Genomic DNA, 25,883 nt, shown 5'->3' with positions numbered 1-25,883 from the left:
CCCGGAGGACCGGGCGGCCATTCTCCTGGAGCCATCAACGGCAAACACCCATCAGCCACACCCGGTCCTCCCGGACCGCCAACCATTCTTAAGGAACCCCGTGACCGACACCCGCACCATCACCAACCCGCCCGGCCTGCACGACCCGACGCCGTTCGGCTACAGCCACGCCGCCTCCGCACCCGGCGAACCGGTCTTCATCGGCGGCCAGTACGCCTCCGACGCCGACGGCCGGGTCGTGCCCGGCGACTTCGCCGCCCAGACCGAACTCGCCCTCGCCAACCTGCGCACCGCGCTCGCCGGGGTCGGCCTCGGATTCGAGCACGTCGTCCGGCTCGGCTCGTACATCGTCGACCACGACCCGGAGAAACTCGCCGTCCTCGGCAAGGCCCTGGCCCGGGCCTGGGGCGACCGGCTGCCCGCGCAGACGCTCAGCGGCGTCGCCTCGCTCGCCCTGCCGGGAATGCTCTTCGAGATCGACGCGGTCGCCGTCCGGCCGGCGCCGGCAGCAGCGAACTGACCCACCCACGCACAGGGGTCCCACCGGCCGGTGGGACCCCTCGCCGTACCGCCGCCGTTCGCTCGAGCTCAGTGCGGGCCGGTTCCGGCGGTGCGGAGTCTGTCGAGGGTGCGATCGAGGTTGGCCTGGGTCGCGGCGACGGCGGCGTCCGGGTCGCCTGCGGCGATCGCCTCGACCAGGGTGTGGTGCGCGCGGGTGATGTTCTCCTCTTCGACGCCGTCGTGGAGGTGGTTGTCGGCGACCACATGGCCGGCCGCTTCGCGCAGCGCGTCGACGAAGGAGTCGAAGAGGCGGATGAGCACCGGGTTGTGCGCCGCCCGTACGATCCGGCGGTGCAGTTCCAGGTCGGCCTCGACGAGGTCGGCCGGGCCGGCGGCCGCGCCGCGGGCGGCCAGGGCCGCCCGGAGCGCGGTGACGTCCGCCTCGGTGCGCCGTTGCGCGGCCAGCCGGCCCGCCTCCACCTCCAGCGCGGCCCGGACCTCGTACACGTCGAAGACTTCCGAGCGTCGCAGTTCCCGGTCGAACTCGGAGACCGGGGCGGCGGCGGCCACGTAGGTGCCCGAGCCCTGACGGGCACGCAGCTGGCCGTCGGCGATCAGCACCCGGACCGCCTCGCGCGAGGTGGTCCGGCCGACTCCGAGGAGTCGGCTCAGCTCCACCTCACCGGGCAGTTTGCTGCCGACCGGCCACTCCCCCGTGCCGATCAGTCGGCGCAGCTCGGCCGTGGCCTCGTCCACCATTGAGCGATGGCGTACCGGGCGAACAGTCATGGGGACGACCCTATCGTCCTCCCGGTGCTGCTCCCGTGGCGGCCGGCTCGTCGACCGGTGCGGCCGGTGCGGCCGGATCCGCCGCGGGCCGTTCCGTCCCCGGCTCCGCCCCGGAGACCGGCCCTGGCCCGGACACCGGCTCCGCCCCGGACACCGGCTCCGGGAGTGCGCGGTCGCGCAGGCACAGCGCGGAGCCGAGTCCGCATGCCAGTACGCCGAGGACCAGGGCGAGGACGGTCCGCAGGCCGTGCGCGTCGGCCAGGCCGCCGAGGGCCGGCGCGGCGAGGCCGCCCACGGACATGGCGAGTCCGAGGGTCAGCCCGCTGGCGGTGCCGGGCCGGGTGGGCAGGTAGTCCTGGGCGAGTGTCACCTGTGGGGCGAAGGGCAGGAACATGGCCAGTCCGAACGCCACCGCGCCGGCCATCGCGACCGCGACGGAGGGGGCGAAGGCCACGGCGGCCAGTGCGGGGACGGCCAGCAGGTAGCCGGTGCGGATCGGGGTCATCCGTCCGTACCGGTCGCCCAGCCAGCCGCCGAGCAGGGTGCCGGCCGCCCCGGCGAGGGTGAGCAGGGTCAGTGCGGTGGCGCCGGTGCCCGTCGAGCCGTGGAGGTCGCGCTGGATGTGGAGGGCGAGCATCGAGGTGACCGTCACGTAGGGGACCGACCAGGCGACGGTGGTCGCGGCGAGGCGTCCGAAGGCCCGCCAGTCGTCGCGGTGGGCGCTCCTCGCCGCGCCCCGGGCGGTCGGCGGGGTGGCCAGGGTGTGGCCGCGGTGCCGCTGCCATCGGCCCTGCGCGGCCCACAGCAGGGCCGTCACCAGCGCCGGAATGGCGAGCAGCCAGCTGCCGCCCAGGCCGTACGAGCCGACCACGAGGGTGACCAGCGCCGGTGCCAGCGAGGCACCGAGGGTGCCGCCGACGGAGAACAGGCTCATCGCCCGCTGGGACTGTCCGCCGGCGGCCCGGGCCTGGTTGGTGGCGGCCGGGTGGTAGGCGGCGATGCCGATGCCGGCCAGGGCGGCGAAGAGCCAGGTGAGCGGGTAGCTGTCGGCGATGGCCGCTCCGCTGATCCCGGCCGCGGCGGTGAGGAAGCCGGCCGGGATGAGCCAGCCGCGGTGGCGGCGGTCGACCAGCAGGCCGAACAGCGGCTGGACGACGCTGGAGAGGCCGCTCGCGGCCAGGGCGATGCCGGAGACGGCGGTGTAGCTGTAGTGCCGCTGGGACATCAGGAAGGGCAGCAGTGCCGGGACGGCGCCCTGGTAGAGGTCGTTGACGATGTGGGTGCCGGTGAGGAAGGCCAGCTGTCCGCGCTTCATCGGGTGCTCCGTCCGGGGCGCGCCGTCGCCGGCCGGGTGGCCTGTTCCAACACGGCTGCCTGTTCCGGCACGGCTGCCTGTTCCGGCACACTCGCCCGTTCCAGCACCGCCGCCTGCCGGGCGGCGTGGTGGTGCCAGGGCCTGGCCCGTTCCAGTTGGGCGCCGAGGGAGAGCAGGAGGCCTTCCTGGTGGATCCGGGCGGTCAGCATCACGCCGATCGGCAGTCCGTCCGGGGTCCAGTGCAGCGGCAGGCTGATCGACGGTCGGCCGGTGAGGTTCGCCACCGGTGTGCGCGGGGTGACGGCGAGCATCCGGGCGTAGGTCCGCTCCGGGTCGTCCGGGTCGGCGGTTGTGCCGACCGGCAGCGGCGGCTGGTCCGTGGTGGGGCTCAGTACCGCGTCGAAGCGGTCGTAGCGCCGGCAGACGGTCCGGGCGACGGCGGTCAGCGAGGTCATCGCGGCGGCCAGCCGGACCGCGCTGTGCTCGTTGCCCCGGGCGCGCAGCCAGCGGGTCAGCGGCAGCAGCCGGTCCTCCCGTTCCGGTGGGACGGGCACGGCGGCGGCCAGCACGCTCCACAGCACGGTGAAGTCCGGCAGGTACTCGGCCGGGTCGAACGGCGGGGCCTCCTCGACCCGGTGGCCGAGGTCGGCGAGCAGGTCGGCGGTGCGGCGGGAGGCCAGCGCGGCCTCCGGGTGCCACCCGTCCGTGCGGGGCAGGACCCCGATCCGCAGCGGGCCGGGCTCGCGTTCGGCGCAAGAGCGGAAGTGGCCGGCGGTGGGGGCGGGCAGGGTGCTGCCGTCGCCCGGGACGCTGCCGGCCATCACGTCCAGCAGCAGGGCCGCGTCCCGCACCGTCCTGGCCAGCGGGCCGGCCGTGGCCAGCCCGAAGGCGTCGGTGCCCGGGGCGGGCGTCACCCTGCCCCGGCTGGGCTTGAGGCCGACCACGCCGCAGGCGGCGGCCGGGATCCGGACGGAGCCTCCACCGTCGCTGCCCAGGGCGCCGGCGGCCAGTCCGGCGGAGACCGAGGCGGCCGCTCCGCCGCTGGATCCCCCGGCGCCTCGCCCGGGGTCGTAGGGGCTGCGCGCGGTGGCGTGGACCGTCTCCGTGTCGGAGGAGCAGCCGAACTCGGCCGCCGTGGTGGTGCCGAGCAATACGCCGCCGGCCGTCCGGAGGGCGCCGACCACGGCGGCGTCCTGCGGAGCGGTGCGGTCGTCGAAGGCGGCGGAGCCTGCGGTGAACGCGAGTCCGCCGACCGGCCAGGTGTCCTTCACCGACAGCGGCACGCCGAGCAGCGGTGGCAGCCCGGCGCCGTCCTCCGTCCCGGCGCTGCCCTCCGTGCCGGCGGCGGCCAGCCGGGCCTCGGCCGCGCGGGCGGCCCGGCGGGCGCCGGGCGCGTCGACGGTGCGGTAGGCGCCGAGCACGCCGTCCAGTTCCTCGATCCGGCGCAGGTGGTGGTCGACCAGTTCGGTCGGCGAGACGGTGCGGGCGCGGACCGCCGCGGCCTGTTCGGCCAGTGTCAGGGCATGGAGGTCTGACATGATCACTCTCCCCAAGTAGTCCTCAGGTCACCAGGTCTTCAGGTCCTCTGAGGACTTCACCATAGGAGCCGACCCGGCCCCGTGGCAAGGCAAGCCTTACTCGGGTTGAGGTCCCCCGCCCTCGGTCATCGGGGTCCCCCGCCCACGGACGCGTCTGCCCCCCGGGAGGTAGGGCCGGCTACCGGCTACCGGCGCAGGGCCTCGACCGGGGGGATCCGCGCCGCGCGCCAGGCCGGGTAGACGCCCGCGACCAGTCCGGTGACCACGCCGACCAGCGGAGCCGCGGCGACGGTGGCGGGGGCGAGGACCGGTGTCCACTCCCTGGCGGCGGCCACCCCGACGACGGTGACGGTGCCGAGTGCGGCGCCGATCAGCCCGCCCAGCAGGCCCAGGGCGGTCGATTCGGCGAGGAACTGGGTCAGGATGTGCCGGCTACGCGCACCGAGCGCGCGCCGCAGGCCGATCTCGCCACCGCGTTCCATGACGGCGACCAAGGTGGTGTTGGCGATGCCGACCGCCCCGATGACCAGGCAGACCGCGGCGAGGAGCAGGAAGAGCCGGCCGAGGTCTCCGCCGACGCCGCTGCGCAGTGAGCGCGGGTCGGGCGGAGGGACGGAGCGCAGCCGTTCGGGCCGGTCCGGCCGCAGGGCGAGGGGGGCTTCGTCGGCGATCTGGACGGCGGCTCCGAGCCTGGTGGTGACGAGCATGCGGGCGCGGTCGTCGGTCGGTGCGCCCCAGAGCTGTTCGGCTGTCAGCCGGGGGACGATCACGGCGTCCAGCAGTTCCGGTCGTCGTCGGACGTCGGACAGGATCCCGACGACCGTGAAGGCCGTACGGCCGACGAAGACCGCGGGCCGGCTGCGCAGGTCGGTGATGCCGAGCCGTTCGGCCGCGACCGGTCCGAGGACCGCGACGCGTTCGCGGCGCTCGTCGTGGAAGGCGTCGTAGACCCGGCCCTGGGCGAGGGTGGGGCCGACGGCCCGGAGCAGCCCGGGTGAGGCGGCGACCAGTGGTGTCCGGCTGGCGGCGGCGGCCGCCTCGCCGACGGGCGCTGCCGCGGGGCCGTGGCCCGCTTCGGTGCGCACCCGCCAGTGGACGCCGGCGGCGGTGACGCCGTTCAAGGCCTCGATCCGGGCGTCGGCGTCGGCCGGGAAGCCGGGGAGGTCGCGTCGCGCGGCGGAGCCGATGTCCTCCACGGTGACCTCGGTGGCGGTCAGTTCGTCGAACCGGCTGTCGATCCGGGAGGCGGTTGTGGCGGTCAGGCCGAGGACGGCGATGAGCGAGCCGACGCCGAGCACCGTTCCGACGGCGGTCAGCGCCGAGCGGGCCGGCTGCTGGAGGACCCCGGCCACGGCTTCGGAGGCGACGTCCCGAAGTGCCATACGGGAGCGGCGACGCCGCTGCTGCTGCCCGTTCACGTCGTGCCCGGGAGCGTCGGAGTGGCCTCACGGACCACGCCGTCACGGATGGTGACGAGGCGTTGGGCTCGCGCGGCGACGGTGGGGTCGTGCGTGATCATGACGATGGTCATTCCCTCGTGGTGCAGGGTGTCGAGAAGGTCCAGGACGGTCGCCGCGGTCCGTGAGTCGAGATTGCCGGTCGGTTCGTCGCACAGCAGCAGCGCCGGCTCGGCGACCAGGGCCCGGGCGATGGCGACGCGCTGACGCTCGCCGCCGGAGAGCCTGCCGGGCACGGCGTCCGTACGGTGGGCCAGGCCGACCCGTTCGAGGGCCTGCGCCGCTCGGCGGCGCCGCTCCCGGCGCGGCACGCGCTGGTAGATCATCGCGAGTTCGACGTTCTCGCGGGCGCTGCGGTGGGCGAGCAGGTGGAACGACTGGAAGACGAACCCGATCCGTTCGGCCCGCAGGGCCGTCAGCCGGGCGTCTCCGACGGAGGTGGTGTCCTCGCCGTCGAGCAGGTAGCGGCCCGAGGTGGGCGGGTCGAGCAGCCCGGCGATGTTGAGGAACGTCGACTTGCCGGCGCCGGACGGCCCGACCACGGCGAGGTGGTCGCCGTGGCGCACCGTCAGGTCGAACGGCCGCAGGGCCGCGACCGGCGGGGGCCCCGGGTAGGTGAGGGCGATGGCCCGCATCTCGATGACGGGGGCGGTGTTCACGGGCGTCCGCCGGGGCCTGCCGGGTGGCTGCCCACGACGACCCGGTCCCCGGCGGCGAGCACGCTCCCCGTGTCCGGGACGACCTCGACGTATCCGCTCCCCCTGGCCGCGGCCCGGACGGTGACGCGGCGCACCGTGCCGTCGCCGCCGAGCACCCCGACGCCGGCCCGCCCGTCCGCGCCGGTGGACAGAGCGGCCACCGGCACGGCCAGGACCGGCCCGTCGGAGGAGGCGGCGGTGACGGTGAGCCGGACCTCCGCACCGGCCGGGTCGGCGGGCAGCCGCCCTTCGGGCTTCACCCGCAGCGTGTACGTGGCCGCCCCGACCGGACCGTCCTGACCGTCCTTCGCGGGAGTGGGCGTGTCGGCGATGTGCTCCACGACGGCCTGGTGGCGGGCCCCGCTCCCCTCGTACAGGATCTCCACGGCCTGCCCGGGTTTCAGCAGCTTCCGCTCCTGCGCGGTGATCTCGCCCTCGACGACCGGCTCACCCGCCGAGGCGGTCATGAGCTTCTCGCCGGGCGCCGCCCCCACCTTCGCCGCGACGCTGCGGACACGGGCCGGAAGTGTCGGCAGGTAGACCAGCTCGGCCATCGGGACGGTCACCCCCTGCCGGGGCGCCCCGGTGGCGCCGGGAGGCGGCGGGCTCCCGGGCTTTCCGTCCTGCGCCGCTCCTCCGGCCTTGGGTGACGCCGCCGCCGCGTCGGCTGCGGAGGCGTCGGGTGCCGGCTCCGTCGTGCGCGGCGGCTTGTAGCCGAGCGACGCGTACAACCGCCCGACCGCCTTCTCCGTGCCCGGGCCGAACGTTCCCGACGGGTCGGGGCCGGTGGCGAATCCCGCCCGTACGAGGGCCTTCTGCAGCTGGGCGACGTCGGGGCCGGACATGCCGGACCCGAGGTCGCGGTACGCGGGCAGCGGGCCGACCAGGGCGAACACCGGTCGGCCCGAGACCTCGAACAGGGCCTTGGCCTGCGCCAGTTGGTCTCCGGCGCGGACGTTCACCCTGGTGACGACCGGGCGCGCGCCGGGCACCCCGCTCGGCGCGGTGCCCGGTACGTCCACCACGGCCCCGGAGTCGATCGTGCCGCGGACGATGACCGACTCGGACACCACCCGGCGCTCCACCTCGGCGGTGAGCAGGTCCGCGGGCGGCGCCGCCGTCTCCGCGGCCACCTGGACAGGCGACGTGAGAAACGTGGCGGCGCCCGCACCGCCACCCGCCGCGAGCAGGGCGGTGGCGACCACGGTCCCGAGCAGGCGCCGCCGCCGGCGCATCACCGCGTCGGCGGCGGTCCGCTCGGGCAGGAAGACGATCTCGTCCGTCGCCGAGCCGTCAGCGCGCATCGCCGAGCACCTCGGCAGCCTTCCGCAGCGCGGCGTCCCACTCCTCGCGCTCGGCCTTGAGGGCCGGCGCCTGCTGGTCGAACACCGTTCTCTGGAGACGCGCCTCGGCGTCGAACCAGATCCTCGCGACGCTCGTGCGGGAACGGCAGGCGAGATCGGCCATCGCGGTGTCGATCTCGGCGCGCGAGACCTCCTGCGCCCCGAAGCGAGGATCGTCATTCGCGTCGAAGGGCTCCCTGTAGGAGTACCCGCCCTCCTTCATGCACGCGGACCACGCGGCGAAGGCGGCCACGACCTCGGGCTCACGCTTGGCACGGAGGAAGGCGTCGTTGCCGAGGCTCCGGGCGAGCTCGCCCGCGGGCTTGTCACTGCCGCTGAGGCGCTGTCGGCTCTGGATGCCGCACTCGTTCTCGGCCCGCGTGTACTCGCCCGAGCCACCGCTGACCGCGGCCTTCTCCATCGCCGCGCCGTAAGCGGCCTGCTCCTCGGCGTCGGGGTGGTAGCCCCGCCTGGCCGACAGCGCCGCGTCGTGAATGCCGTAGCGCCAGTCGGTCAGCGTCTTCGGGCCCAGCCGGGGCAGGTCGACCGGAGGCGGAAGAGTGTGACCGGACTTTCGCATGCACTCCGTCATCAGGACGGACAGGGCGTCGGTGTCACGGCGTGACTCCTCGTCGCTCGGAAGGTACGCCTCCATCGGCAGCCGCCAGGTCGCGGGGTCCGCCGGATCCTCGGCATCCGTCCGGGAGGGCTCTGCGGCCCCGGCTGTCGCGGACGGTGCCGCACCGGCGACCGGGTGGTCGGCGGTGGCGGAGCATCCGGCCGCCCCGCCGGCCGCAAGGGAGCGGGCAGGGAAAGGCTTCACTGGAATCTTCGACTCGCAAGATAGGGGAAATCCGTGATCAGCCGATACGGCACCGGCCGGGCGCCATGACACGGAATCGCACGGATTCCATGAGCGCCCTGACTCGTACTCACCGGGGGTCGGCCTGAACGAACCTATCGACACAAAAGCGAGACAGGGGTCATGAGTGACAGGCACTTCCTGCAGAATCCGGCTGCAGCTTCCTGCGGCGTCGCGGTCCGGACCCGGCTCGCGGCCGTAGTCGTAGCCGTAGCCGTAGCTGTAGCCGCCCGAAACGGCGGAACGGACGCCCACTCACCTTTCGCTACCTCAGTCCGGCACGGACCCTGACGGTGCGTCGAGGCCGACCGTGCCCGACTGTCGCCGTTCCGCCGGGGCCGCGAAGGCGCGTCAGCCCGTGGGCGTGCCGATCCGGTCGCGTTCCAGGACGGACCGCAGCTCCGAGAGGGCCTGCGCGGCGGCTGCCAGGGGGGACGCCTTGAGCGCGTCCGCGAGCAGCTCGGCCAACCGCTCGGTGAAGGTCTCCTCTGCCGCGTCGACCAACTGCCTTCCGTCGTCGGTCAGTTCCAGTAGTGACGAGCGGCGGTCCGATGGGTTCGGCACGCGGGCGAGCCATCCCTGGCGCTCCAGGCGGTCGACGCCCTTGCTGGTGGCCCCGATTCCGACGGCGAACTCGGCCGCCAGGTCCGCCACCCGGGCCCCGGGCTGGTCGCGGAGGTGGCGCAGGAACTCGAACTGCGACGTGACGATCCCGTGCCGCTCGCGAAGTCGGTCGTTGAGGGCATTGTACAGGCGCGTCTCGCACCGGACGAGGTCGGCGAAGAAGCCCGGGAGGTCGACCGTCTCACCGCTCACTTTGGATGCCATGGCATATAGTCTACGTTAGATGCCACGGCATATAGTGCTGAAGAAGCTACTTGCGACAGGAGCACGCACCATGAGCAGGGAACAGCGCACGCAGGTCAGCACGATGCTGCGGCAGCCCCGGCCCGACGGCCCCCAGTCGGTCGAGGCGATGCGCGCCGGATTCAAGGCGATGATGGCCCGGATGGTCGTCCCGGACGGCCTCCGCACCACCTGGACGACGCTCGGCGACCGACCGTCGCTGTACGTCGAGCCGGGCAACGAGCCAGGCGACGAGCCAGGCAATGAGACGCGCACCGGGCCCCACAACGGGCCGCACACGCAGACGCGCACCGGGACGATCCTGTACTTCCACGGCGGCGGCTGGGTGTTCGGCTCCCCCGAGACCGCGATGTCGCTCACCGGGAACCTCGTGGCCAGGACCGGGTTCGCGGCGTACTCGCCGGACTACCGGCTCGCCCCCGAGCACCCGTTCCCGGCCGCGATCGAGGACGCGCTGAGCGCCTACCGCGCCCTCCTCGACAACGGCGAAGACCCTTCGGCCATCGCGTTCGCCGGGGACTCCGCCGGCGGCGGCCTCAGCGTCACCGCCTGCCTCGCCGCCCGCGACGCCGGCCTCCCGATGCCCGCCGCGGTCGTGGCCTTCTCCCCCGGTCTCGACGCGACCCGGACGGGCGAGAGCATGGACACCAAGGCGGGCGTCGACCCGTTCTTCACCCGCGAGAGCCTGGGACACACCGGGGCCATGTACCTGGCGGGAGCCGACCCGTACCAGCCCCTGCTCAGCCCCGCCGTCCTCGCCGACCTGACGGGCTTCCCCCCGATGCTCCTCCAGGCGGGCACCGACGAAGTGCTCCTGGACGACTCCACCCGCCTGGCCTCCCGCGCCCGCGAAGCCGGAGTGGACGTGATCCTCGACATCACCGCCGACGTACCCCACGTGTTCCAGTCCTTCGCCGGCGTACTCGACGAGGCCGACCAGGCACTGGACCGCGCGGCCCTCTTCCTCACGCAGCGCGTCCACGGTCCCGCCACCGCGGCCGGCCCGGCCCGGTAGGGCCCGGAGCCCTCCGGCGTACGGCAGCGCCGGCCCCCACCGGGTGCCCGTCGGGTGCCCGCCGGGTGCCCACCGGGTGCCCGCCGGTGCCGTGCGCGGGGGCTCCACGCGGGTCATCCTGGGAGGGGTGGCACCGTCCGGCACCCCACCCCGTCATGGCACCGAGGGGGCCCGCAAGAGCCGACAGGTCTTGCGCCGAGTCCTGGAGGATCCGATGACCGCACTGGTCGACTGGCGCTCCTGCTACAAATGCCAGACCCTGTTCTACGACATTCTTCCGGAGAAAGGCGCATGCCCTGCCGGCGGCGGACACAAAGCCTTCGGTTTCGCATACGCCTTCGCCTCCGACGCCGCCACGGAAACCCCGACCCAGCAGACGAACTGGCGCCGGTGCGGCAACTGCTACGCCCTGTTCTTCGACGGTCTACCGGACAAGGGAATCTGCCTGGCCGGCGGTGGGCACCAGGCGAGCGGCTACATGTGCACCGTCCGGCACGACGGATCGGGGGACGGCCCGGTCCAGCAGACGAACTGGCGCTACTGCGGCAAGTGCCACGTCATGTTCTTCGACGGTTTCCCGGAGAAGGGGCGGTGCGCAGCGGGAGGCGGGCACCAGGCGAGCGGCCTGGTGTTCGTCATCGACCACTGGCCGGACGAGCCCCAGGTCTCCATGGACTGGCAGGAGTTGACGACCTTCGACCTCGTCAACGACGTCCGTCGGCAGCAGGGGCGCCCGAACCTGTCGATAGACGCACGGCTCGTCGGCTCGACACGCGCCCACAGCCAGGACCTCGCCGACCACCCCGGCCTGAAGGACCAGCTGTGGAACGGCTGGCCCGGCCACATGGGATCGGACGGCAGCACACCACCGGACCGGATCATGAGAGCCGCCGGACTCCCCGGCAGCGAGAACGTGTACGTCGGATGGTCCTCCGGAAATGCTCCGCTGCCCACGCCCCAGGTCGCGTTCGACTGGTGGATGAACGAACCGGCGCACCGGGACACCCTCCTCGCCCGGAACCACACCCGGGCCGGCGTGGGAACGTCCTACGGGCCCGGCACGGCCCCCGACGGGACTCCGACCACGTTCTTCTATTTCACACAGGACTTCATCGACTGACCGACCGGGGGCAGCCCGCCGGTCCGGCAGCCCGCACGGCCCGTTGCGCTACTCCGGCCGACTCTCGGCCGCCCGGGAGCGGAGCGCATCCAGGAGGGCGGTCTGCTGCTCGGTCAGCTTGCCGTCGGTGCGGGCCCGGTCCTGCTTGCGGAGCCAGGTGCCGGGGCGGAAGGCCGGATCGTCGGCGAGGCCGGTGCGGTTGGCGGGGCCGTCGAGGGTGCCGCCGGCGTCAAGGTAGGCGAGGAGGCGGCGGTAGGAGCGGTTCCAGTCCGGCTCCAGGCGCCACAGCTCGTCAAGCGCCGCGAGCTTCGCGACCTGCTCGGAGGTGAGGCTGTCGGCCTTGCGCTGGCGGCGCGTCCACGCCCCGACCGCGTAGCCGTCCAACTTCTCGGCGGCCGGGATCGCGAGATGGCCGTGCTGGGCGGCCCAGGCGCGGGCGTAGGCGAAGCCGCGTTCCCAGGAGTGCGCGTGCTTGTCCCAGATCATGCCGATGGCGTCCAGTTCGTTGACGCGGACCGGGGAGAGCAGGCCGGCGCCCCTGAGGTAGCGCTGCCGGTCCAGCCAGCTCACCAGGTCACCATGGGCGGTCTTGTCGGTGGGGTCGAGGTGGCCGTGCCCGGCGTGGAAGGCGGCGGCGAGGGCGTGCATGCGCTGCCACTCGGTGGCGCGCGGGTTGAACGCCCGCAGCTTCACCGTCCGCAGGATCTGCGCGGCGTGCCTGCGGGCGTCGATCCGCAGCCAGTCGTCGGCCGGGGGCTTCACCGGCTCCGGCTGCTGTGTCCCCTCGGCGTCCTGGGCGCTGTCCCCGTCGGCCTGCGCCGTGCTCGTGGTGGTGGGCTGGGACTGGGAGCGATGGGCGCGCAGTTCGGTGATCCGGCCGACGACCCGGGCGTCGTGGGCCGCCAGGGCGCGCAGGACCCGCCAGATCGTCCGGAACGAACCGGCCTCGATCTCGGTGTCGGCCTCCGCCTTCACGGCCTCCCCCGCGTCGCGGACCTCGGCCGGGTCGGCCGTGGCCGTGTCGTCGCCGGCCCCGGGGGCGGGCAGGTAGACCGGGATGACGACCCAGCTCACCTTGCCCTGCCGGTAGGACTGGCGCAGCGCGCGGCCGACGGCCTGGACGATGTCGATGACGCTCGACTTGGGGTCGGCGAAGACGACCGCGTCCACGGCGGCGACGTCGATCCCCTCGGTCAACAGGCGCGAGTTGCACAGGATGCCGCACTCCTCGCCGTCCTCGCCGGTGTGGGCCTTGAACTCGGCGAACGCGGCCCGGCGTTCGCGCAGCCGGTCGGTGCCGGCCACGGCCTTCGCCCACAGCCGCTCGGCGCGGTCCGCGTCCTCCAGCAGCTCCGAGGTCTCCAGCAGCGTGCTCGCGAACTCCCGCGCCGCCGACACCCGGGAGTGGAACGTGATGACCCGGCGCAGCTCCAGGTCCGCGACCGCGCGCAGCACCGCGATCTGCAACGCCAGGCGCAGCAGTTCCTCATTCGACCTCTGCGAGCGCAGGTCCGCGACGGCGGGCAGGTTGAGCAGGTCGCGCAGGTCCTCGTCGGTGACGACGGGGACCAGGACGCGGTAGTCGGCGAGGTAGCCGTGCTCGATGCCCTGGCCGAGGGTCCAGGTGAACACGGTCGGACCGTAGACGCGGGTGTCCGCCATGGAGCAGAGGGCGGGCAGCTCCCGGCCGTCGGCGTCGGCGGTGAGGCCGGCCGGCCCTGCCGTCGCCCTCGTGTCGTCGGCGATCTTCGGGGTGGCGGTGAAGTACAGCCGCCTGACGGCCGGGACGTGGTCGTCGTCGTGGACGGCCGCCCAGGCCTTGCCCTGCGATCCGGCCGTGCGGTGCGCCTCGTCCACGACGACCAGGTCCCACGCGGGCAGGGCGAACAGCTGGTGGGCCTGGACGATCCGCTCCAGGCTCGCGTACGTGGCGTACACGGTGACCGGCGTGCCCGGCTGCGCGGCGCCGACCAGGTCCGCGATCCGCGTGGCCTGGGTGGTCACCCGGGCGTGGACCCGGCCGCCCGCCTCCGCGCTCTCCAGCGCCTCCTCCCGGGAGCACGCCGCCACCGCCAGGCCCCGACGGCCGCCCTGGAGCGACCAGGAGGCCGCGGTCTGCTCCAGCAGCTCGATCGTCGGCACCAGCACCAGCACCCGCCCCCGGGCCGCCAGACGCCGGGCGCAGCCGGCCGCGATCAGCGTCTTCCCGGAGCCTGTCGCCGCCACCACCGTCGCCCGGCCGCCGTCCTTCACCTCGCGCACGGCGGCCGCCACCGCCTCCTTCTGGAACCCGTGCAGCGGCAGCGGGTTCACCGGCGCGGCCGGCTGCTGAGAGAGCACCGGGGCAGCGGCACCCGGCCCGGCCGGGATGTCCTCGACAGCGGTGGCGGTGATCGTGGTGTCCACGGCGGTGCGATTCCTGTTCTGCCGGACTCGGATGTTGCGGGTTCCGTCCGGCCGGGGCCGGGCGAGCTGTGTAGGACCCGGGTCGTCAGGGGCTATGGCCGTCCCGTACGACCTCTTCGGCCTCCTCCAGCGCTTCGAGGGCGGGCTTCCGGGCACCGACGAAGCGTCCGAAGGCGTGGCCGCGCAGGAAGTCGAGGATCTGCGGTGCGGAGTCGGCGAGTTGGGGGACGAGGAAGCAGACCCCGCGGAAGTGGTCGGGGTCGGCCGGGTTCGCGGTGCGCAGGATCTCGGGGACGATCTCCAGGATCCGCGCCCGGCAGTACGCGGCGGTGTCGACCGTCCTGCCGTCGACAACCACGGTCGAGCCAGGGTCCCTGGCGTTGAGGATCTCCTCCAGGAGGCTCAGCGCGGCGGTGTTCGGCCGTCCGCCCGCACGGACGTGGCCGGTGATGAAGTCGACGCACGGCGCGGCTGCGGTGTAGAGCTGTCCCTGGTTGGCGACCTCGCAGTACAGGACCGCACGGGCGCGGTGGCTCTCCTCCGGGCCGCCGGCGACCAGCCGCTCCAGGTACCGGGGAGTCCGGGAGGACGGCCATGCCGTACCGCCCAGAACCTCGAGGGACGACCAGTCCCACTCTTGCGTCATCACGTGCTTCTCGTCCCGTCGCCTCGCTGGATGGGTATGTTCACGGTCCGGGCACCCAAGCGCGGACTTCGAGGTACTGGATGTCGGCGTCCGCGACGGCGCGGCCGGTCTCCACCAGCCACTCCTTCATGGCCTCGGTGACGTCGCCGTGGTGGTCGGCGACGCGCCGGGACCACTCGGCGGCGTCGAAGCCGCCGCTGGAGGCGGAGCCGTAGGTGCGTTCCTCGGTGCCGTCGGAGCGCGGGACGAAGCCGCGCCGGATGCCGCCGGAGTCCTTCTCCGAACCCGCGCTGTAGACGTACTGGTCGGCCTTCATCCGGACGGTGAAGGCGAGACGGCCGCCCGCCCGGCCGGTCTCGTGGACCACGGGCGCGAGGTGGGAGGCGCCGGACCTGATGGCCTGCCTCCCCGCGCGGCCGGCCATCGACCCGCCCGCCTCGCCGACGGTGTCCTTGCCGCGCACCCGGGCCTTCTGCCCCGTCCTGGTGCGGCGCCGGGTGGTGTTCGCCTCCGCGATCCCGGCCAGCGCCTCAGGGTCCCGCTCGCCGCCGCGCACCGCCCGCACCACCTGGCGCAGCGCGTCCACGAACGCCGCACCCTTGCCCTTGGTGAAGAACTGGGAGACGAGCGAGGCGTCGCGGCCGAGCACCCTGGCGACCTGGCGCTTGGTGTAGCCCGCGTCCAGCAGCTCCTGGGTGAGGCGGGCGGCCTCGTTGGGGTTGTCCGGGTCGGCCGGGCTCACTGCTGCTCAGTTCCCTTCTCGGCGAGTTCGGCGCGGCCCTGGCCGCGCAGTTTCAGGTACTCGTCCTGGCTGGTGGGGTGCTCGACCGGGCCGGTGAGGTGGCCCTTGAGCAGGTAGTCGCCGGGCTCGCCCCGGTAGGGCCAGGGCTGGCGCTCGGTCAGGGCGATGCCGTCGGTGCCGAAGTACACGACCGTGCCGGGCTTGGCGTGCAGGGCACCGGCGTGGCCGATGACGTCCTTGCCCTGGCGGTACTTCATGTCCAGCAGCGCCGCCCGCGCCCCCGACCACACGTAGGCCGCCCACTCGGGGTGCGCGTACGGGTCGCGGGAGAAGCCGGCCTGCCGCTGCCAGGTCACCACGGCGTCGTCCTGGCCGAGGATCTCGACCCCGGCCGGGAGGGCCTCGCCGACGGGTGTGGTGCCGGAGACCAGGCGCGGGCGCTGCGCGAACCCGCCGAGGCCGAACAGCAGCACGCTGCGCACGGCACGGGAGGCGAGGTAGGCGGCGGTGCGCCGGCGCTCGTCCCCGTGGACGCGGGAGAGGTTGGTCAGGTCCGCCCAGGCGGCCTTGAGGCGCTTGCCCCAGTCGTCGAGCGGTTTGCCGTCCTCGAACAGGAGGCCGCCGAGGATCTCGATCCTCCACGGCGTCAGGTGGTTGGACAGGGCGAGGTGGACCTCCGCGCCGCCCGCCCAGGTGGTGAACGTCGCGCCCGGCTCCGAGGGGTAGACCCAGGCGCGGTCACCGGTGACGGGCGCCGGGAGGAGGCCGACGTGGTTCCAGCCGGCGGGGACGGTGACGCGCACGTTCCAGTGCGAGCAGGACATCAGGGCCTTCGTCTGCTCCTGCTCGGACATCGCCGAGAACGCCGCAGCGGTGATGCGGCGCGGCGTGCCGACCGGGGACTTCCACAGGTGCTTCGCGTAGGCGAAGGTGCGGTCGTACTCCACCAGCGCCGGCAGCCGCTCCGGGACGCGCGGGGGCAGGATCAGCTCGGTGCGGCCCTGGCCGCCGGTCGCGTGCAGCAGGCCCCGCAACTCCTCGGACAGGACCGGGTAGCCCCCGGCCCACTTGCCGGTGGTCGGGACGGTGCGCGACCACAGGTCCCGGCCCGTCTGCGACGGCGAGCCCATCAGCACGGCGTCGTCCCAGTGGCGGCGCAGCGCCTGCCACAGCAGCGTGAACGCCTGACGGCAGGTCACGACGTCGGCGCCGTCCGGGTCGAACCACTCCCCCATGCTGCGGATCTCGGTGCTGCCGCTGTCCGGCGCGGCCGCGGGGGCGTAGCGGCCGACCGGCTGGCGCTGGTGCACGAAGTGCCCGGCCAGCTTGTCCCGGCCCGCGCCGACGGCGGTCGTCCACCGCTCCGACGGAGTGTTCAGCCAGGCCGCGACCGCGTCCTTGAGAGTGCTGTAGCGCTCCGCGCCGTCGTGCCAGGGAGCACCGGCGGTGATGTAGATCCGCTCGGTGCCGGGCGCGGTCGCCAGGACGGCGTCCAGGATCTCGCCGGGCGTGCGGGCGCCGAGGTCGAGCCGCACCATCTGGTCGCGGACCGCCAGCATCCCGGCGGCCGCGTCCAGGAACACCGTGCTGCGGGCCTGCTGGACGAAGTTGGGGCGCTTGGAGAGCAGGCCCGTGGTGACGGCCTCGAACCGGGCACCCGCCGGGCCCTCGGGGAGGGCGGGCAGCTCGCGCGGCCCGGCCTCCGCTGCCGGACGGGGCACGGCAGCGACCGAAGCGACCGAAGCGACCGAGGCCGCCGGAACAGCCGGCGCAGCGACAGGGGCGGCGGGAGCGGCCGGGGCGGGCTGCCCGGCGACGGCCTGGTCTTCGGCCTCGACCTCGGTCGGGGTCGCGGCCGGGGCCGCCGGGGCCGGCGGCTCGGGTACGGCGGCGGGGCGGGTCAGCACCGGGGCGAGCGCGACCGCAGGCTCGGCGACCGGCTCGGCGACCGGCCCCGGCGCCGGCGGCGCCTGGACGGGCGAGGGCGCGGCGGTGGCGGCGCGGACGGCGGCCGGGGTCGGGTCCAGCAGCGGGGCGATCCGCACCACGTCGCCGACCGACAGCCCGGAGGCCTTCGCGACGGCGTCGGCCTTCGCTCCCTCGTACGCCGCGAGCCCGGCCACCCGGCGCGCACGCTGGGCGGTGAGCTTGTCCAGCTCCTTCTGCGCTGCGGCGACCTGCTTCTCGGCAGAGGTGATCCCGGCCCGCAGCTCGCGCAGGCCGGCGAGCTCGGCGGTGTATGCCTTGCGGTCCATCAGGCGCCGCCTTCCGCGGTGACGGTCGCGGTGGCGAGCTCCGCCGCCTCCCGGTCGATGCGGGCCAGGGCGGCCTTGAAGACGGGGACCAGGTCCTCGTTCATGACGTAGCCCGTCGTGCGCTGGTAGGAGGGGTTCTCGGGGTCGTACTGGGCCTCGACGGGCTGCGGCATCCCGACGGGCCAGCGCTTCTTGGCGGCACCCCGGTTGACGGCCTTGGTGATCGCACCGGACCGACCGCGCAGGGACTCCGACCCATCGGGGCCGCGCAGGTGCTCGGAGGCGACCCAGCCCTCGCCTTCGGCGGCGAGGCGGATGATCTGCACGGCGGTGGCCGGCAGGTCCCGCAGGAGTTGCGCGGCCCTGGTGACGGTCCACTGCGCGTCCTGGAGCACCGGCGCCGCCCCGTGCCTGCCCAGCAGCGCGAAGAGCTCACGCGCCAGGGCCTCGGACACGCCCTCCAGGACAAGTCTCATTTGAACCCCCTCATAGTCCCATGGTGTTGGCTAACTCCACATAGGGTAGCGCTGCGGCGCCTCCCGGCAGCGGGCGCCCGAGCAGGCGGCCGCCGGCGAGCCGGGCCGGCCCGGCGAGGGCCGGGGCTCAGGGGCGCCGCGGCCGACTCGGCTGCCGCGCATCCCCCCGCAGGCGTGGTTGCCGTGCTACCCCGCCGGCTCGCGCCAGGCGGCGACGAGATCGTGGAAGCGCGGGAAGCGGGGGCCCGGGACGGTCTCGCCGCTGACCGTCTCGCCGTTGAGCCAGCAGATGTCGAAGACGTCGGTCTCGGTGTCGAGCAGGCAGCACACACCACCGGTGGCGGCGGTGAGGTCGGTGAATACCTTTCTGACGCTCGCGGACCGCGCGAACATCCGGCTCATGCCGGAGGTGGCAGCCGTGAACTGCAGCGACGCGAAGTCCGGGTGCCACGCGGGCGAGAACCTGACGGACAGGTAGACGTACCCGACCGACACCCGTCCCCGCTCGTCGGCCCTGTCGAAATCGCCGAGGAAGAACTCGCGCATCGCGTCGTCGACACCGATGGCGATCGAGGTGTCCAGTTCGAGCGTGCCACCTGCCGAGCAGTCGACGGGTTCGCTCGTGAACTTCGAGGTGAACGGCACGGTCAGCCGCTCGCCGCTCGGCAGCGTCACCGGAAGCGGTGGTGTGTCGCGGCCTTGGGGTGCGAGCTCGGCCAGCCGGTTCAGTGTCCTCGCGACGTTCCGAGGGGGCGTGAAGATCTCGTAGCTGTAGTCCAGCCCCATGACGCCCCGTCTCCCCTGTCCTGAACCGGCATCCTTTCACGGCACGGACCGGTCGCCCAGGCGATTTCCGGGGCGGCCGGCTTCGTCCTGGCGACCAAGCCGCAGCGTTCCGGGGGGAGTTGCCGAAGGGGCGTCCTCCGGTTCGACGCGGAGCGGCGGGCCCGGCGGGTGGCCGGGGCCGGGGCCGGTGCGGGAACCCCGCCCTGCGGACCGTCCTGGTCGCGGTCGGCATACCGGGGCGAGGCGGTGGACAGCTTTACTCCCGTACCACCCCCACGCGCCCGCCCGGCCGGCACCCTGCCGTCGGGCGGGTCCCCCACCCGGATGATGTGGAGAGCACATGACTCGACGACGTTCCTTACTCCGGCTCGGCCTGGCCGTCCCGGTCGCGCTGGCGCTGACCGCCTCGCTCGGCTTCCTCCCCGCACCGGCCTCGGCGGCGCCCCGAATACCGTCCGCCGCGCAGGCCGGGGACGCGCACCCCCTGTCGTACGTCGTCAACACCAGGACCGACCACCGCACGATCGCCGAGGTGCAACGGGCCATCACCGCGGCCGGCGGCACCGTCGTCGTCACGTACGGCGGGATCGGCGTCATCGTCGCCCACTCGGCGGACCCCGGCTTCGGCAAGCGGCTGCGCGCGGTGCGCGGCGTGGAGTCGGCGGGGGCCACGCGGACCGCGCCGCTGAGCGCGGCGGGGGCCACCGAGGCGGGTGCCGTGCGGCGCCTCTCCGAGGCCGAGGTCGCGACGATCGCGAAGGCGTCCGGCAGCGGCACCGAACCCCTCGAAGCCGAGCAGTGGGCCCTGCGGGCGATCGGCGCGGACAAGGCCGCGGAGATCGACCCGGGCAGCAGGGACGTCACGGTCGCCGTCATCGACACCGGCGTCGACGACACCCACCCGGACCTCGCCCCGAACTTCTCTCCCTCGCAGTCCGCGAACTGTGCCAGTGGCAAGGCCGACACCACGTACGGCTCCTGGCGGCCGGTGGACGCGAACTACTTCCACGGCACTCACGTGGCGGGCACGATCGCCGCCGCCCGCAACGGCATCGGCGTCGCGGGCGTGGCCCCCGGGGTGAAGGTCTCCGGCATCACCGTCTCCCAGCCCACCCCCCGCCAGCTGATCTACGCCGAGAGCGTCGTCTGCGCCTTCGTGTTCGCCGCCGACCACGGTGTGCAGATCACCAACAACAGCTACTACGTGGACCCGTGGCAGTACAACTGCCTGGACGACCCCGACCAGAAGGCCATCGTCGACGCGGTCGACCGCGCCCAGCGCTACGCGCAGCGCAAGGGCACCCTCAACGTCGCCGGGGCCGGCAACGCCGACCACGACCTGGCCTCCGACGGCTTCACCGACGGTGGCAGCCCCAACGACTCCACCCCGGCGAGCCGGACGGTCGACCCGCACAGGTGCTGGGACCTGCCCGCGCAACTGCCGGGCGTCGTCACGGTCAGCGCGACCGGCGCCACGGGCGCGAAGGCGTACTACTCCAACTACGGCCTCGGCGTGATCGACGTCGCGGCGCCGGGCGGCGACCGGTACCAGGCCTCGGACACACCGTCCGGGGAGGGCGGCATCCTGTCGACGCTGCCGAACGGCCAGTACGGCTACGAGCAGGGCACCTCCATGGCCACTCCGCACGCCTCCGGTGTGGCCGCGCTGCTGAAGTCCGCCCACCCGGAGGCGACTCCGGCCCAGTTGCAGGCACTGCTCAAGGCCCAGGCGGACAACCCGGGGTGCCCGGCCGGCCCGGCCGCCCCCCACGGCGACGGCACCGCGGACCCCGTCTGCGCGGGCGGCAAGCGCGTCAACGGGTTCTACGGCTTCGGCATCGTCAACGCGCTGCGCGCGGTCGAGTAGCGGTCCGGTAGCGGTCCGATCGTCGGCACCGCACCGGTGCCGCGCCCGAACACGCCGACGCCCCCGGCTGTCCCGGCCGGGGGCGTCGGCGTTCGCAGCACGCCGGGACCGGCTCCGGCCGGTGGCGCGGAACCGGGGCCCGGGCGAGGGCGTCCGTCCTTCACGACGGCGGCTGGTGATCACGGCTGCCGGCCGCCGCCCTGGAAGGAGCACCGTGACGGACCGTACGTCGAAGAGCGCGCCGCCCGCCGGCCGGAGCCGTCGGCGGCTCGCCGCGCTGGTCGGGTGCGGGGTGCTGCTGTTGGGCCCGGCCGGGCTCGCGGCGGTGCGGCTGCTCGGGTGGGACGACGGCACGGTGCTGGCCCTGCCGATGGCCGGGCTGCCGTACGCGGCGCTGCTCAGCGTGCTGCTGCTGGCCGTGGTGGCGGTGCTGCGCGCACGGTGGCTGACCGGGGTCGCGGCCGCGCTGGTGGTGCTGCAACTGTGGTGGCTGGTACCCCGGTTCGTCCCGGACGGGGCCGACGCGCCCGCCGACGCGCCCCGGCTGCGGGTGGCGACCAGCAACAACTTCATGGGGCAGGTCTCGCCGACGTCCCTGGTCGACCTGGTACGCGACCAGCGGATCGACGTGCTCGCGGTCGAGGAGCAGAGCGACTCCGCCGCCGACGCGCTGGACGCGGCCGGCATCCGCGCCCTGCTGCCCCACCGGGAGCGGCCGGCCGGCACCGACACCGCGCTCTACACCCGGCTGCCCGTCGGCTCCACCGCCGACCCGGCCTGGCCGACCACCAACCTGACCGTCGACGTCGGCGGCCGCCCGGTGCAGCTCGTCGCCGTCCACACCTACTACCCGCTCGGCGACGCCCGCCGCTGGGCCGAGGACCTGCACGACCTGCGCGCCGCCGCACCCGGACGCAACCACAACGCGGTCCTGCTGGGCGACTTCAACGCCACCCTCGACCACAAGCCGATGCGCGACCTGATCGGCACCGGCCTGACCGACACCCACGAGGAGCTCGGCGCCGGCCTCTTCCCCACCTGGCCCCAGGACCACCCCGACTACCGCGTCCCGGCCGTGATCCAGATCGACCACGTCCTGCACGGGCCCGCACTGACCGCCGTCGACGTCTCCGAGCACGCCCTGCCACGCAGCGACCACCGCGCCGTGGTGGCCGAACTCGCCGTCCTGCGCTGAACGTGGGACGCGGGGAGCCGGGGGTACGCACGCCGGGGAGCTCGCCGGGGAGCTCGCCGGGACGTCCCCTTCGATGGCACCAGCCGAAGGACCATGCCCGCCCCTCCCGGCGCCCCCGGCCGACGCGTCGTCGACACATCACTGAGTCGGCCTCAGGGCGTCCGGCCGGGACTTCGCACCCGGGGCGGTCCGCCCTCCACGGCCGGCGCCGACCGCCGGCCCGGCCGCAGGGGAACCGCGTCGCGCCGCCGCGCGTCCTGGGGAGGGTGGACGAACCCTCGGGCAAAGGCCGCGTTCCCGGCTGTCTGACAGCCCTCACCGGGATGGCCGCGGGGGCCGGGTCGTGGGCGCTCGCGGACGCGGCGCGCAGGTACTGCGGCTCCTACCGGGAGGAGCACCGGGACTGGGGAAGCGTCCGGCACTACGAACTCCCCCTCTCGATCGCCGTGGGGATGTCCGTCGCGCTCGCCGCGTACGGGGCGGTGTACGTCACCGTCCGCAGGTCGGACCGGGGTCGGATCTCCTCGCTCGCGCCCGCCGCCGCCACGGCACTCGCCCTCGTCGCCATGGCCTGGCTCCAGTTCGCCTGGCTCGGCACCGTCCCCGGGGCGGCCGGCGACAGCGGCCTGTGCCCGGCCGGCAATGTCCCCGGCTGGTGGCCGCGTTGGCTGCCCGCATGACGCCGGCCGGCTCCCGGCTCCTCGAACCCGGCGTGCGGCGCCTGCCGCCGGGACACCGCACCGGAGCACGGGAGAGGACCGGAGCGCGGGAGAGGGCCCGGCTCCCCGGCGTGCGGGAGGCGGGCCCTCGGAGGTGCCGGGCGGATCGGCCCGGCTGTCTGCCGGAGGGTCAGGCCGGCGTGTGCAGCGGCCTTCCCCACAGCGCCTCGTAGGTCGAGCGGTGGATGTCCCACTGCTGGTGGGTGTCGTCGAGGCACGGACCCTGGGTGATCTTCCAGCCGCCGAACGTCTTCTCGGTGTTGTCCAGGCACCAGCCGTTCGCGTTCTTGATCCGCATGCCGATCAGGCCGTAGCGCCCCGGCTCGGGCTCGTACCGGGTGATGTCCCAGTCCTGCCTGGAGTCCGACAGCGAGCAGCGCTGGACGACCGGCGCGTCGGCGGAGGTCAGGCAGGCGCCGCTGTCGCGGACGTCGGTGATCCGGTACCGGTTGGGCGCGAGCCTGCTGATCACCCACATGCCGGGGTTGTCCGACGGGGCGCAGGGGTGCATGTCCTGGTAGCCGCTCGCCGCGTCCGGACAGCGCTGGGAGAACTGGTTGAACAGCACGGTCGCGGGGGCGTCCGCCGAGGCGGCGGACGGGAACAGCGCGAGGCCGACCAGCGCGGGGACGACTACCGACAGGACACGCTTGACTGACAGGGAACGCACGGGCCACTCCATGGGTGGTCGACGGATGGGGACGGCCGTCCGCGCGGGGCGTTCGCCGCCGCGACCGGCTCGTTCGTCCCCATCTTGTCCGTGGTCAGTCGATCGTGGGTATCCGTGTTTTCGAGGGGGGTCCCCCGCCACCGGACGGGCTCCGGCGCGGGTCGCGGAGGCCGGCCGGACGGGGGGCGCGGGGGCGTAGCGACAGGCGCGGGCCGCCGCACCCCCGCCCGTCGTATGCGAACTAGTGAGGCGGAATCCGAACCTGATGCGATTTCCGGCCCGTCCTCCGTCACCCGCACCGGTGAACTCGGCCCGAAGCGGGGCCCGGAGGGCCGCCCTGCCGCTCTGCTGGGGGTCCTGTCCGGATCGGGCATGTGCCCGCTGGCACGAAAGTGGGGCCCTGGTGGGGATCAGAAGACGACGGACGTACGTCGCGCGGGCCGCGGTCATCGGCGTCGCGCTGGCCGGCAGCGGGCTGCTGCCGGCGCCGGCCGCGTTCCCGCAGAGCGGGGACGGGACGGTGACGGTGCGGGTGGTCCGGGCCGTGGACGCCACGGGCACGTGGACGCCCGCGCTGGAACCGGGGCTGGCGGGCGTGCGGGTGACGCTCACCGGCCGGAACCGGACGCACGTCGAGGGCACCACGGCCGCCGACGGCACGGTGACGCTGACACCGCCGCGCAGGCTGCGGCCCGCCGGCAGCTACCGGGTGCAGGTGGTGAACCCGCGACCGGGCGTGCTGTTCCCCGCCTTCGCCTCGCGGCAGGGGCTGGACGGCGCGCCGGACCGGCTGAGCTCCAACGAGGAGTTCGTCGACCTCTCGAACGGCGCGAACATCTCGTACACCACGGGCCTGTGGAGCCCCGGCGACTACTGCCAGAAGAACGCGCCGCTGGTGACGGCCTGCCAGAACACCGCCTGGCAGGGCGGTGCGCAGCGCACGCTGGTGTCGTTCCCGTACGGTGCGCGCGGGCAGGACGGCGTGGACGCCCACGCCACGGACCTCGCCACCGGGGCGCAGACCGGTGCGCTGTTCGGCGTCGCGTGGAACCGGGCCGACCGGCGGGTGTTCTCCTCGGCGACGGCCAAGCGCACCACGGCCTACGGCCCGGGCGGGGCCGGCGGGATCTACGTGACCGACCCGGCGCGGCAGCGGACCACGCTGTTCACCACCGTCCCGGACGCCGGGGCCACGGCGCACGGTCCGGGGGCGGACGAGGCGTTCCTGGCGGTGCCGGGCAAGGAGAGCCTGGGCGGGCTCAAGGTGACGGACGACGGCCGGGACCTGTTCGTCGTCAACCTCAACGACCGCCGGCTGTACCGCTACGACGCCACCGCGGCGAGCGCGTCGGCGCCGACGGCGGTCTACCCCGTGCCGGACCCGGGCTGCCCCTCGGCGGGCGACTGGCGGCCGTTCGGGCTGGGCTTCCAGGACGGGACGGGCTACCTCGGCGGGGTCTGTTCGGGCGAGTCGACGGGCCTGGCGTCGGACCTGCGGGCGGTGGTCCTGCCCTTCGACCCGGCCACCGGCCGGTTCCGGCCCGCCGTGCTGGACCAGCCGCTGGACTACCCGCGCCAGTCGACCGTCGGCGCGGGCCCGTGCGACGGCGCGGGCTGGTTCCCGTGGACGGACACCTACCCGACCACACAGAACGGCCTGACCTGCTCCGGTTTCCGCGCCCAGCCGGAGCCCGAGCTGGGCGAGGTCGGCTTCGAGGCGGACGGCTCGATGCTGCTGTCCTTCCGCGACCGCCTCGCCGACCGGGCGACGGGCCAGGCGGCGGCGGGCGGCGCGGTCGGCGAGGTCCTGTCGGGCGGTGACCTGAACAAGGCGTGCCCGGCGGGCGGCACCTTCGTGATGGACACCGACAACGGCTGCGGGCTCTCGCCCCGGGGCACCCGGTTCTTCGACACCAGCCGGATGGGCTTCCACCACAACGCGGCCTACGCCGGGATGGCGCTGTCCAAGGTCGAGACCACCATCGCGACTTCGGGGTTCGACCCGAACAGCACGGCCTACGGCTACGGCACGTCGTTCCTGCGGCGGGCGGACGGCGGGCAGGACCCGGTGTCCGGGCTGCGGCTCAACCCGGCGGACGTCCCCGCGCCGTTCGGCAAGGGCGCCTCGATGGGCGACCTGGAAGTGCTGTGCGACCGGGCGCCGCTGCAGATCGGCAACCGGGTCTGGTACGACCCCGAGCGCACGGGGATCCAGGAGCCGGGCCAGTTGCCCGCGCCGGGTGTCACCGTCCACCTGTACGACGGGTCGGACCGGCTCGTGGGGACGGCGCTCACGACGGCGCGCGGCGAGTACTACTTCGACGACTCGAACGTGGACGGCGGGCTCGCCCCGCGCACCGCGTACACGATCCGGCTGGACCAGCCGTCGGACTACGCCGAGGGCGGCCCGCTGTACCGGTGGGTGGCCACCAGGCACGACGTCGGCGACAACCCCTTCGTCGACTCCAAGGGCGTCGCCCCGCCGGGGACGCGGTATCCCGAACGGGCGCTGACCACCGGCGGGCCGGGCGAGAACGACCACACCCTCGACTTCGGGTTCCGGCCCTGCGGGTGCGGGCACCACTGACGCCGGTTCGTGCTTGACTCCGCCCCCCG

At 74.2% G+C, this 25,883-nt stretch carries 22 protein-coding genes; 7 read left to right on the top strand and 15 right to left on the bottom strand.

Features of this window, described 5'->3' with window-relative positions:
* Nucleotides 1-100: 100 nt before the first annotated feature.
* Nucleotides 101-520, top strand: a complete 420-nt coding sequence (locus tag ACFQ6N_RS31395; protein ID WP_380656379.1) for a RidA family protein — start codon at nucleotides 101-103, stop codon at nucleotides 518-520.
* A gap of 68 nt (nucleotides 521-588) precedes the next feature.
* Here the strand turns inward: ACFQ6N_RS31395 and ACFQ6N_RS31390 are convergent, their stop codons facing one another.
* The 8 genes from ACFQ6N_RS31390 to ACFQ6N_RS31355 all read right to left on the bottom strand — a co-directional run bounded on the left by ACFQ6N_RS31390 (nucleotide 589) and on the right by ACFQ6N_RS31355 (nucleotide 9,331).
* The gene (locus tag ACFQ6N_RS31390) at nucleotides 589-1,290 is read right to left on the bottom strand and encodes a FadR/GntR family transcriptional regulator (RefSeq protein ID WP_380656376.1); all 702 of its coding nucleotides are present in this window, start codon (nucleotides 1,288-1,290) and stop codon (nucleotides 589-591) included.
* Between the two features lie 10 nt (nucleotides 1,291-1,300).
* A complete protein-coding gene (locus tag ACFQ6N_RS31385; protein ID WP_380656373.1) occupies nucleotides 1,301-2,605 on the bottom strand; it encodes an MFS transporter in 1,305 nt (434 codons plus the stop codon).
* Nucleotides 2,602-4,143, bottom strand: coding sequence for an amidase (locus ACFQ6N_RS31380; protein WP_380656370.1), 1,542 nt, complete (start codon nucleotides 4,141-4,143; stop codon nucleotides 2,602-2,604). The genes ACFQ6N_RS31385 and ACFQ6N_RS31380 overlap by 4 nt, the downstream gene beginning before the upstream one ends.
* Before the next feature lie 185 nt (nucleotides 4,144-4,328).
* Nucleotides 4,329-5,525 (bottom strand): ABC transporter permease, encoded by a 1,197-nt coding sequence (locus ACFQ6N_RS31375; protein WP_380656367.1) that lies wholly within the window; start codon nucleotides 5,523-5,525, stop codon nucleotides 4,329-4,331.
* 32 nt (nucleotides 5,526-5,557) lie between these two features.
* Entirely contained in the window at nucleotides 5,558-6,235 is a 678-nt protein-coding gene (locus tag ACFQ6N_RS31370) for an ABC transporter ATP-binding protein (RefSeq protein WP_380656382.1), read from the bottom strand.
* Nucleotides 6,236-6,255: 20 nt separating this feature from the next.
* Complete coding sequence (locus ACFQ6N_RS31365; RefSeq protein ID WP_380656364.1) at nucleotides 6,256-7,602, bottom strand: peptidoglycan-binding protein; 1,347 nt, start codon at nucleotides 7,600-7,602, stop codon at nucleotides 6,256-6,258.
* Complete coding sequence (locus tag ACFQ6N_RS31360; protein ID WP_380656362.1) at nucleotides 7,592-8,296, bottom strand: hypothetical protein; 705 nt, start codon at nucleotides 8,294-8,296, stop codon at nucleotides 7,592-7,594. Before ACFQ6N_RS31360 ends, ACFQ6N_RS31365 begins: the two co-directional genes overlap by 11 nt.
* A 558-nt stretch (nucleotides 8,297-8,854) precedes the next feature.
* Nucleotides 8,855-9,331 carry a MarR family winged helix-turn-helix transcriptional regulator gene (locus ACFQ6N_RS31355; protein WP_380656359.1) on the bottom strand — a complete coding sequence of 159 codons (477 nt, stop codon included), beginning with the start codon at nucleotides 9,329-9,331 and terminating at the stop codon, nucleotides 8,855-8,857.
* 70 nt (nucleotides 9,332-9,401) lie between these two features.
* Here ACFQ6N_RS31355 and ACFQ6N_RS31350 point away from each other — a divergent pair, with 70 nt between their 5' ends.
* Nucleotides 9,402-10,385 (top strand): alpha/beta hydrolase, encoded by a 984-nt coding sequence (locus tag ACFQ6N_RS31350; RefSeq protein ID WP_380656356.1) that lies wholly within the window; start codon nucleotides 9,402-9,404, stop codon nucleotides 10,383-10,385.
* A gap of 214 nt (nucleotides 10,386-10,599) precedes the next feature.
* Nucleotides 10,600-11,505: a CAP domain-containing protein gene (locus ACFQ6N_RS31345; protein ID WP_380656354.1), complete on the top strand. Its 906-nt coding sequence runs from the start codon at nucleotides 10,600-10,602 to the stop codon at nucleotides 11,503-11,505.
* A gap of 48 nt (nucleotides 11,506-11,553) precedes the next feature.
* Here the strand turns inward: ACFQ6N_RS31345 and ACFQ6N_RS31340 are convergent, their stop codons facing one another.
* From ACFQ6N_RS31340 to ACFQ6N_RS31315, 6 genes are all read right to left on the bottom strand, one after another.
* Nucleotides 11,554-13,911, bottom strand: a complete 2,358-nt coding sequence (locus ACFQ6N_RS31340) for a Helicase associated domain protein (protein WP_380656351.1) — start codon at nucleotides 13,909-13,911, stop codon at nucleotides 11,554-11,556.
* A gap of 85 nt (nucleotides 13,912-13,996) precedes the next feature.
* Nucleotides 13,997-14,557: a hypothetical protein gene (locus ACFQ6N_RS31335; RefSeq protein WP_380656348.1), complete on the bottom strand. Its 561-nt coding sequence runs from the start codon at nucleotides 14,555-14,557 to the stop codon at nucleotides 13,997-13,999.
* 40 nt (nucleotides 14,558-14,597) lie between these two features.
* Nucleotides 14,598-15,299 carry a helix-turn-helix domain containing protein gene (locus ACFQ6N_RS31330; RefSeq protein ID WP_380656346.1) on the bottom strand — a complete coding sequence of 234 codons (702 nt, stop codon included), beginning with the start codon at nucleotides 15,297-15,299 and terminating at the stop codon, nucleotides 14,598-14,600.
* On the bottom strand, nucleotides 15,296-17,554 hold the full coding sequence (locus ACFQ6N_RS31325) for a hypothetical protein (protein WP_380656343.1): 2,259 nt from the start codon (nucleotides 17,552-17,554) through the stop codon (nucleotides 15,296-15,298). Before ACFQ6N_RS31325 ends, ACFQ6N_RS31330 begins: the two co-directional genes overlap by 4 nt.
* Nucleotides 17,554-18,030 (bottom strand): hypothetical protein, encoded by a 477-nt coding sequence (locus ACFQ6N_RS31320; protein ID WP_380656341.1) that lies wholly within the window; start codon nucleotides 18,028-18,030, stop codon nucleotides 17,554-17,556. Before ACFQ6N_RS31320 ends, ACFQ6N_RS31325 begins: the two co-directional genes overlap by 1 nt.
* A gap of 186 nt (nucleotides 18,031-18,216) precedes the next feature.
* Entirely contained in the window at nucleotides 18,217-18,816 is a 600-nt protein-coding gene (locus ACFQ6N_RS31315) for a hypothetical protein (protein ID WP_380656338.1), read from the bottom strand.
* Nucleotides 18,817-19,156: 340 nt separating this feature from the next.
* Between ACFQ6N_RS31315 and ACFQ6N_RS31310 the strand changes: the two genes are divergently transcribed.
* The 3 genes from ACFQ6N_RS31310 to ACFQ6N_RS31300 all read left to right on the top strand — a co-directional run bounded on the left by ACFQ6N_RS31310 (nucleotide 19,157) and on the right by ACFQ6N_RS31300 (nucleotide 22,558).
* Nucleotides 19,157-20,683 (top strand): S8 family serine peptidase, encoded by a 1,527-nt coding sequence (locus ACFQ6N_RS31310; protein WP_380656335.1) that lies wholly within the window; start codon nucleotides 19,157-19,159, stop codon nucleotides 20,681-20,683.
* Between the two features lie 214 nt (nucleotides 20,684-20,897).
* The gene (locus tag ACFQ6N_RS31305) at nucleotides 20,898-21,878 is read left to right on the top strand and encodes an endonuclease/exonuclease/phosphatase family protein (protein WP_380656332.1); all 981 of its coding nucleotides are present in this window, start codon (nucleotides 20,898-20,900) and stop codon (nucleotides 21,876-21,878) included.
* Between the two features lie 323 nt (nucleotides 21,879-22,201).
* A complete protein-coding gene (locus ACFQ6N_RS31300; protein WP_380656329.1) occupies nucleotides 22,202-22,558 on the top strand; it encodes a hypothetical protein in 357 nt (118 codons plus the stop codon).
* 169 nt (nucleotides 22,559-22,727) lie between these two features.
* On the opposite strand, the gene ACFQ6N_RS31295 is transcribed toward ACFQ6N_RS31300, so the two are convergent.
* Nucleotides 22,728-23,267: an RICIN domain-containing protein gene (locus tag ACFQ6N_RS31295; RefSeq protein ID WP_380656327.1), complete on the bottom strand. Its 540-nt coding sequence runs from the start codon at nucleotides 23,265-23,267 to the stop codon at nucleotides 22,728-22,730.
* A 403-nt stretch (nucleotides 23,268-23,670) separates the two neighbouring features.
* On the opposite strand from ACFQ6N_RS31295, the gene ACFQ6N_RS31290 reads away from it, so the two are divergent.
* Nucleotides 23,671-25,854, top strand: a complete 2,184-nt coding sequence (locus ACFQ6N_RS31290; protein ID WP_380656324.1) for an SdrD B-like domain-containing protein — start codon at nucleotides 23,671-23,673, stop codon at nucleotides 25,852-25,854.
* Nucleotides 25,855-25,883 lie beyond the last annotated feature (29 nt).

It is taken from the genome of Kitasatospora sp. NPDC056446, assembly GCF_042796115.1.
Classification (GTDB): Bacteria; Actinomycetota; Actinomycetes; order Streptomycetales; family Streptomycetaceae; genus Kitasatospora.
This window is presented reverse-complemented; position numbering and strand designations above follow the sequence as displayed.

What these genes read in the sequence shown, in the direction of transcription:
- ACFQ6N_RS31380 (WP_380656370.1), bottom strand. Translation starts at nt 4,143, where the DNA reads ATGTCAGACCTCCATGCCCTGACACTGGCCGAACAGGCCGCGGCGGTC.
- ACFQ6N_RS31370 (WP_380656382.1), bottom strand. Translation starts at nt 6,235, where the DNA reads ATGCGGGCCATCGCCCTCACCTACCCGGGGCCCCCGCCGGTCGCGGCC.
- ACFQ6N_RS31355 (WP_380656359.1), bottom strand. Translation starts at nt 9,331, where the DNA reads ATGGCATCCAAAGTGAGCGGTGAGACGGTCGACCTCCCGGGCTTCTTC.
- ACFQ6N_RS31345 (WP_380656354.1), top strand. Translation starts at nt 10,600, where the DNA reads ATGACCGCACTGGTCGACTGGCGCTCCTGCTACAAATGCCAGACCCTG.
- ACFQ6N_RS31365 (WP_380656364.1), bottom strand. Translation starts at nt 7,602, where the DNA reads ATGCGCGCTGACGGCTCGGCGACGGACGAGATCGTCTTCCTGCCCGAG.
- ACFQ6N_RS31385 (WP_380656373.1), bottom strand. Translation starts at nt 2,605, where the DNA reads ATGAAGCGCGGACAGCTGGCCTTCCTCACCGGCACCCACATCGTCAAC.
- ACFQ6N_RS31315 (WP_380656338.1), bottom strand. Translation starts at nt 18,816, where the DNA reads ATGGGGCTGGACTACAGCTACGAGATCTTCACGCCCCCTCGGAACGTC.
- ACFQ6N_RS31300 (WP_380656329.1), top strand. Translation starts at nt 22,202, where the DNA reads ATGGCCGCGGGGGCCGGGTCGTGGGCGCTCGCGGACGCGGCGCGCAGG.
- ACFQ6N_RS31320 (WP_380656341.1), bottom strand. Translation starts at nt 18,030, where the DNA reads ATGAGACTTGTCCTGGAGGGCGTGTCCGAGGCCCTGGCGCGTGAGCTC.
- ACFQ6N_RS31310 (WP_380656335.1), top strand. Translation starts at nt 19,157, where the DNA reads ATGACTCGACGACGTTCCTTACTCCGGCTCGGCCTGGCCGTCCCGGTC.
- ACFQ6N_RS31390 (WP_380656376.1), bottom strand. Translation starts at nt 1,290, where the DNA reads ATGACTGTTCGCCCGGTACGCCATCGCTCAATGGTGGACGAGGCCACG.
- ACFQ6N_RS31350 (WP_380656356.1), top strand. Translation starts at nt 9,402, where the DNA reads ATGAGCAGGGAACAGCGCACGCAGGTCAGCACGATGCTGCGGCAGCCC.
- ACFQ6N_RS31335 (WP_380656348.1), bottom strand. Translation starts at nt 14,557, where the DNA reads ATGACGCAAGAGTGGGACTGGTCGTCCCTCGAGGTTCTGGGCGGTACG.
- ACFQ6N_RS31375 (WP_380656367.1), bottom strand. Translation starts at nt 5,525, where the DNA reads ATGGCACTTCGGGACGTCGCCTCCGAAGCCGTGGCCGGGGTCCTCCAG.
- ACFQ6N_RS31325 (WP_380656343.1), bottom strand. Translation starts at nt 17,554, where the DNA reads ATGGACCGCAAGGCATACACCGCCGAGCTCGCCGGCCTGCGCGAGCTG.
- ACFQ6N_RS31360 (WP_380656362.1), bottom strand. Translation starts at nt 8,296, where the DNA reads ATGGAGGCGTACCTTCCGAGCGACGAGGAGTCACGCCGTGACACCGAC.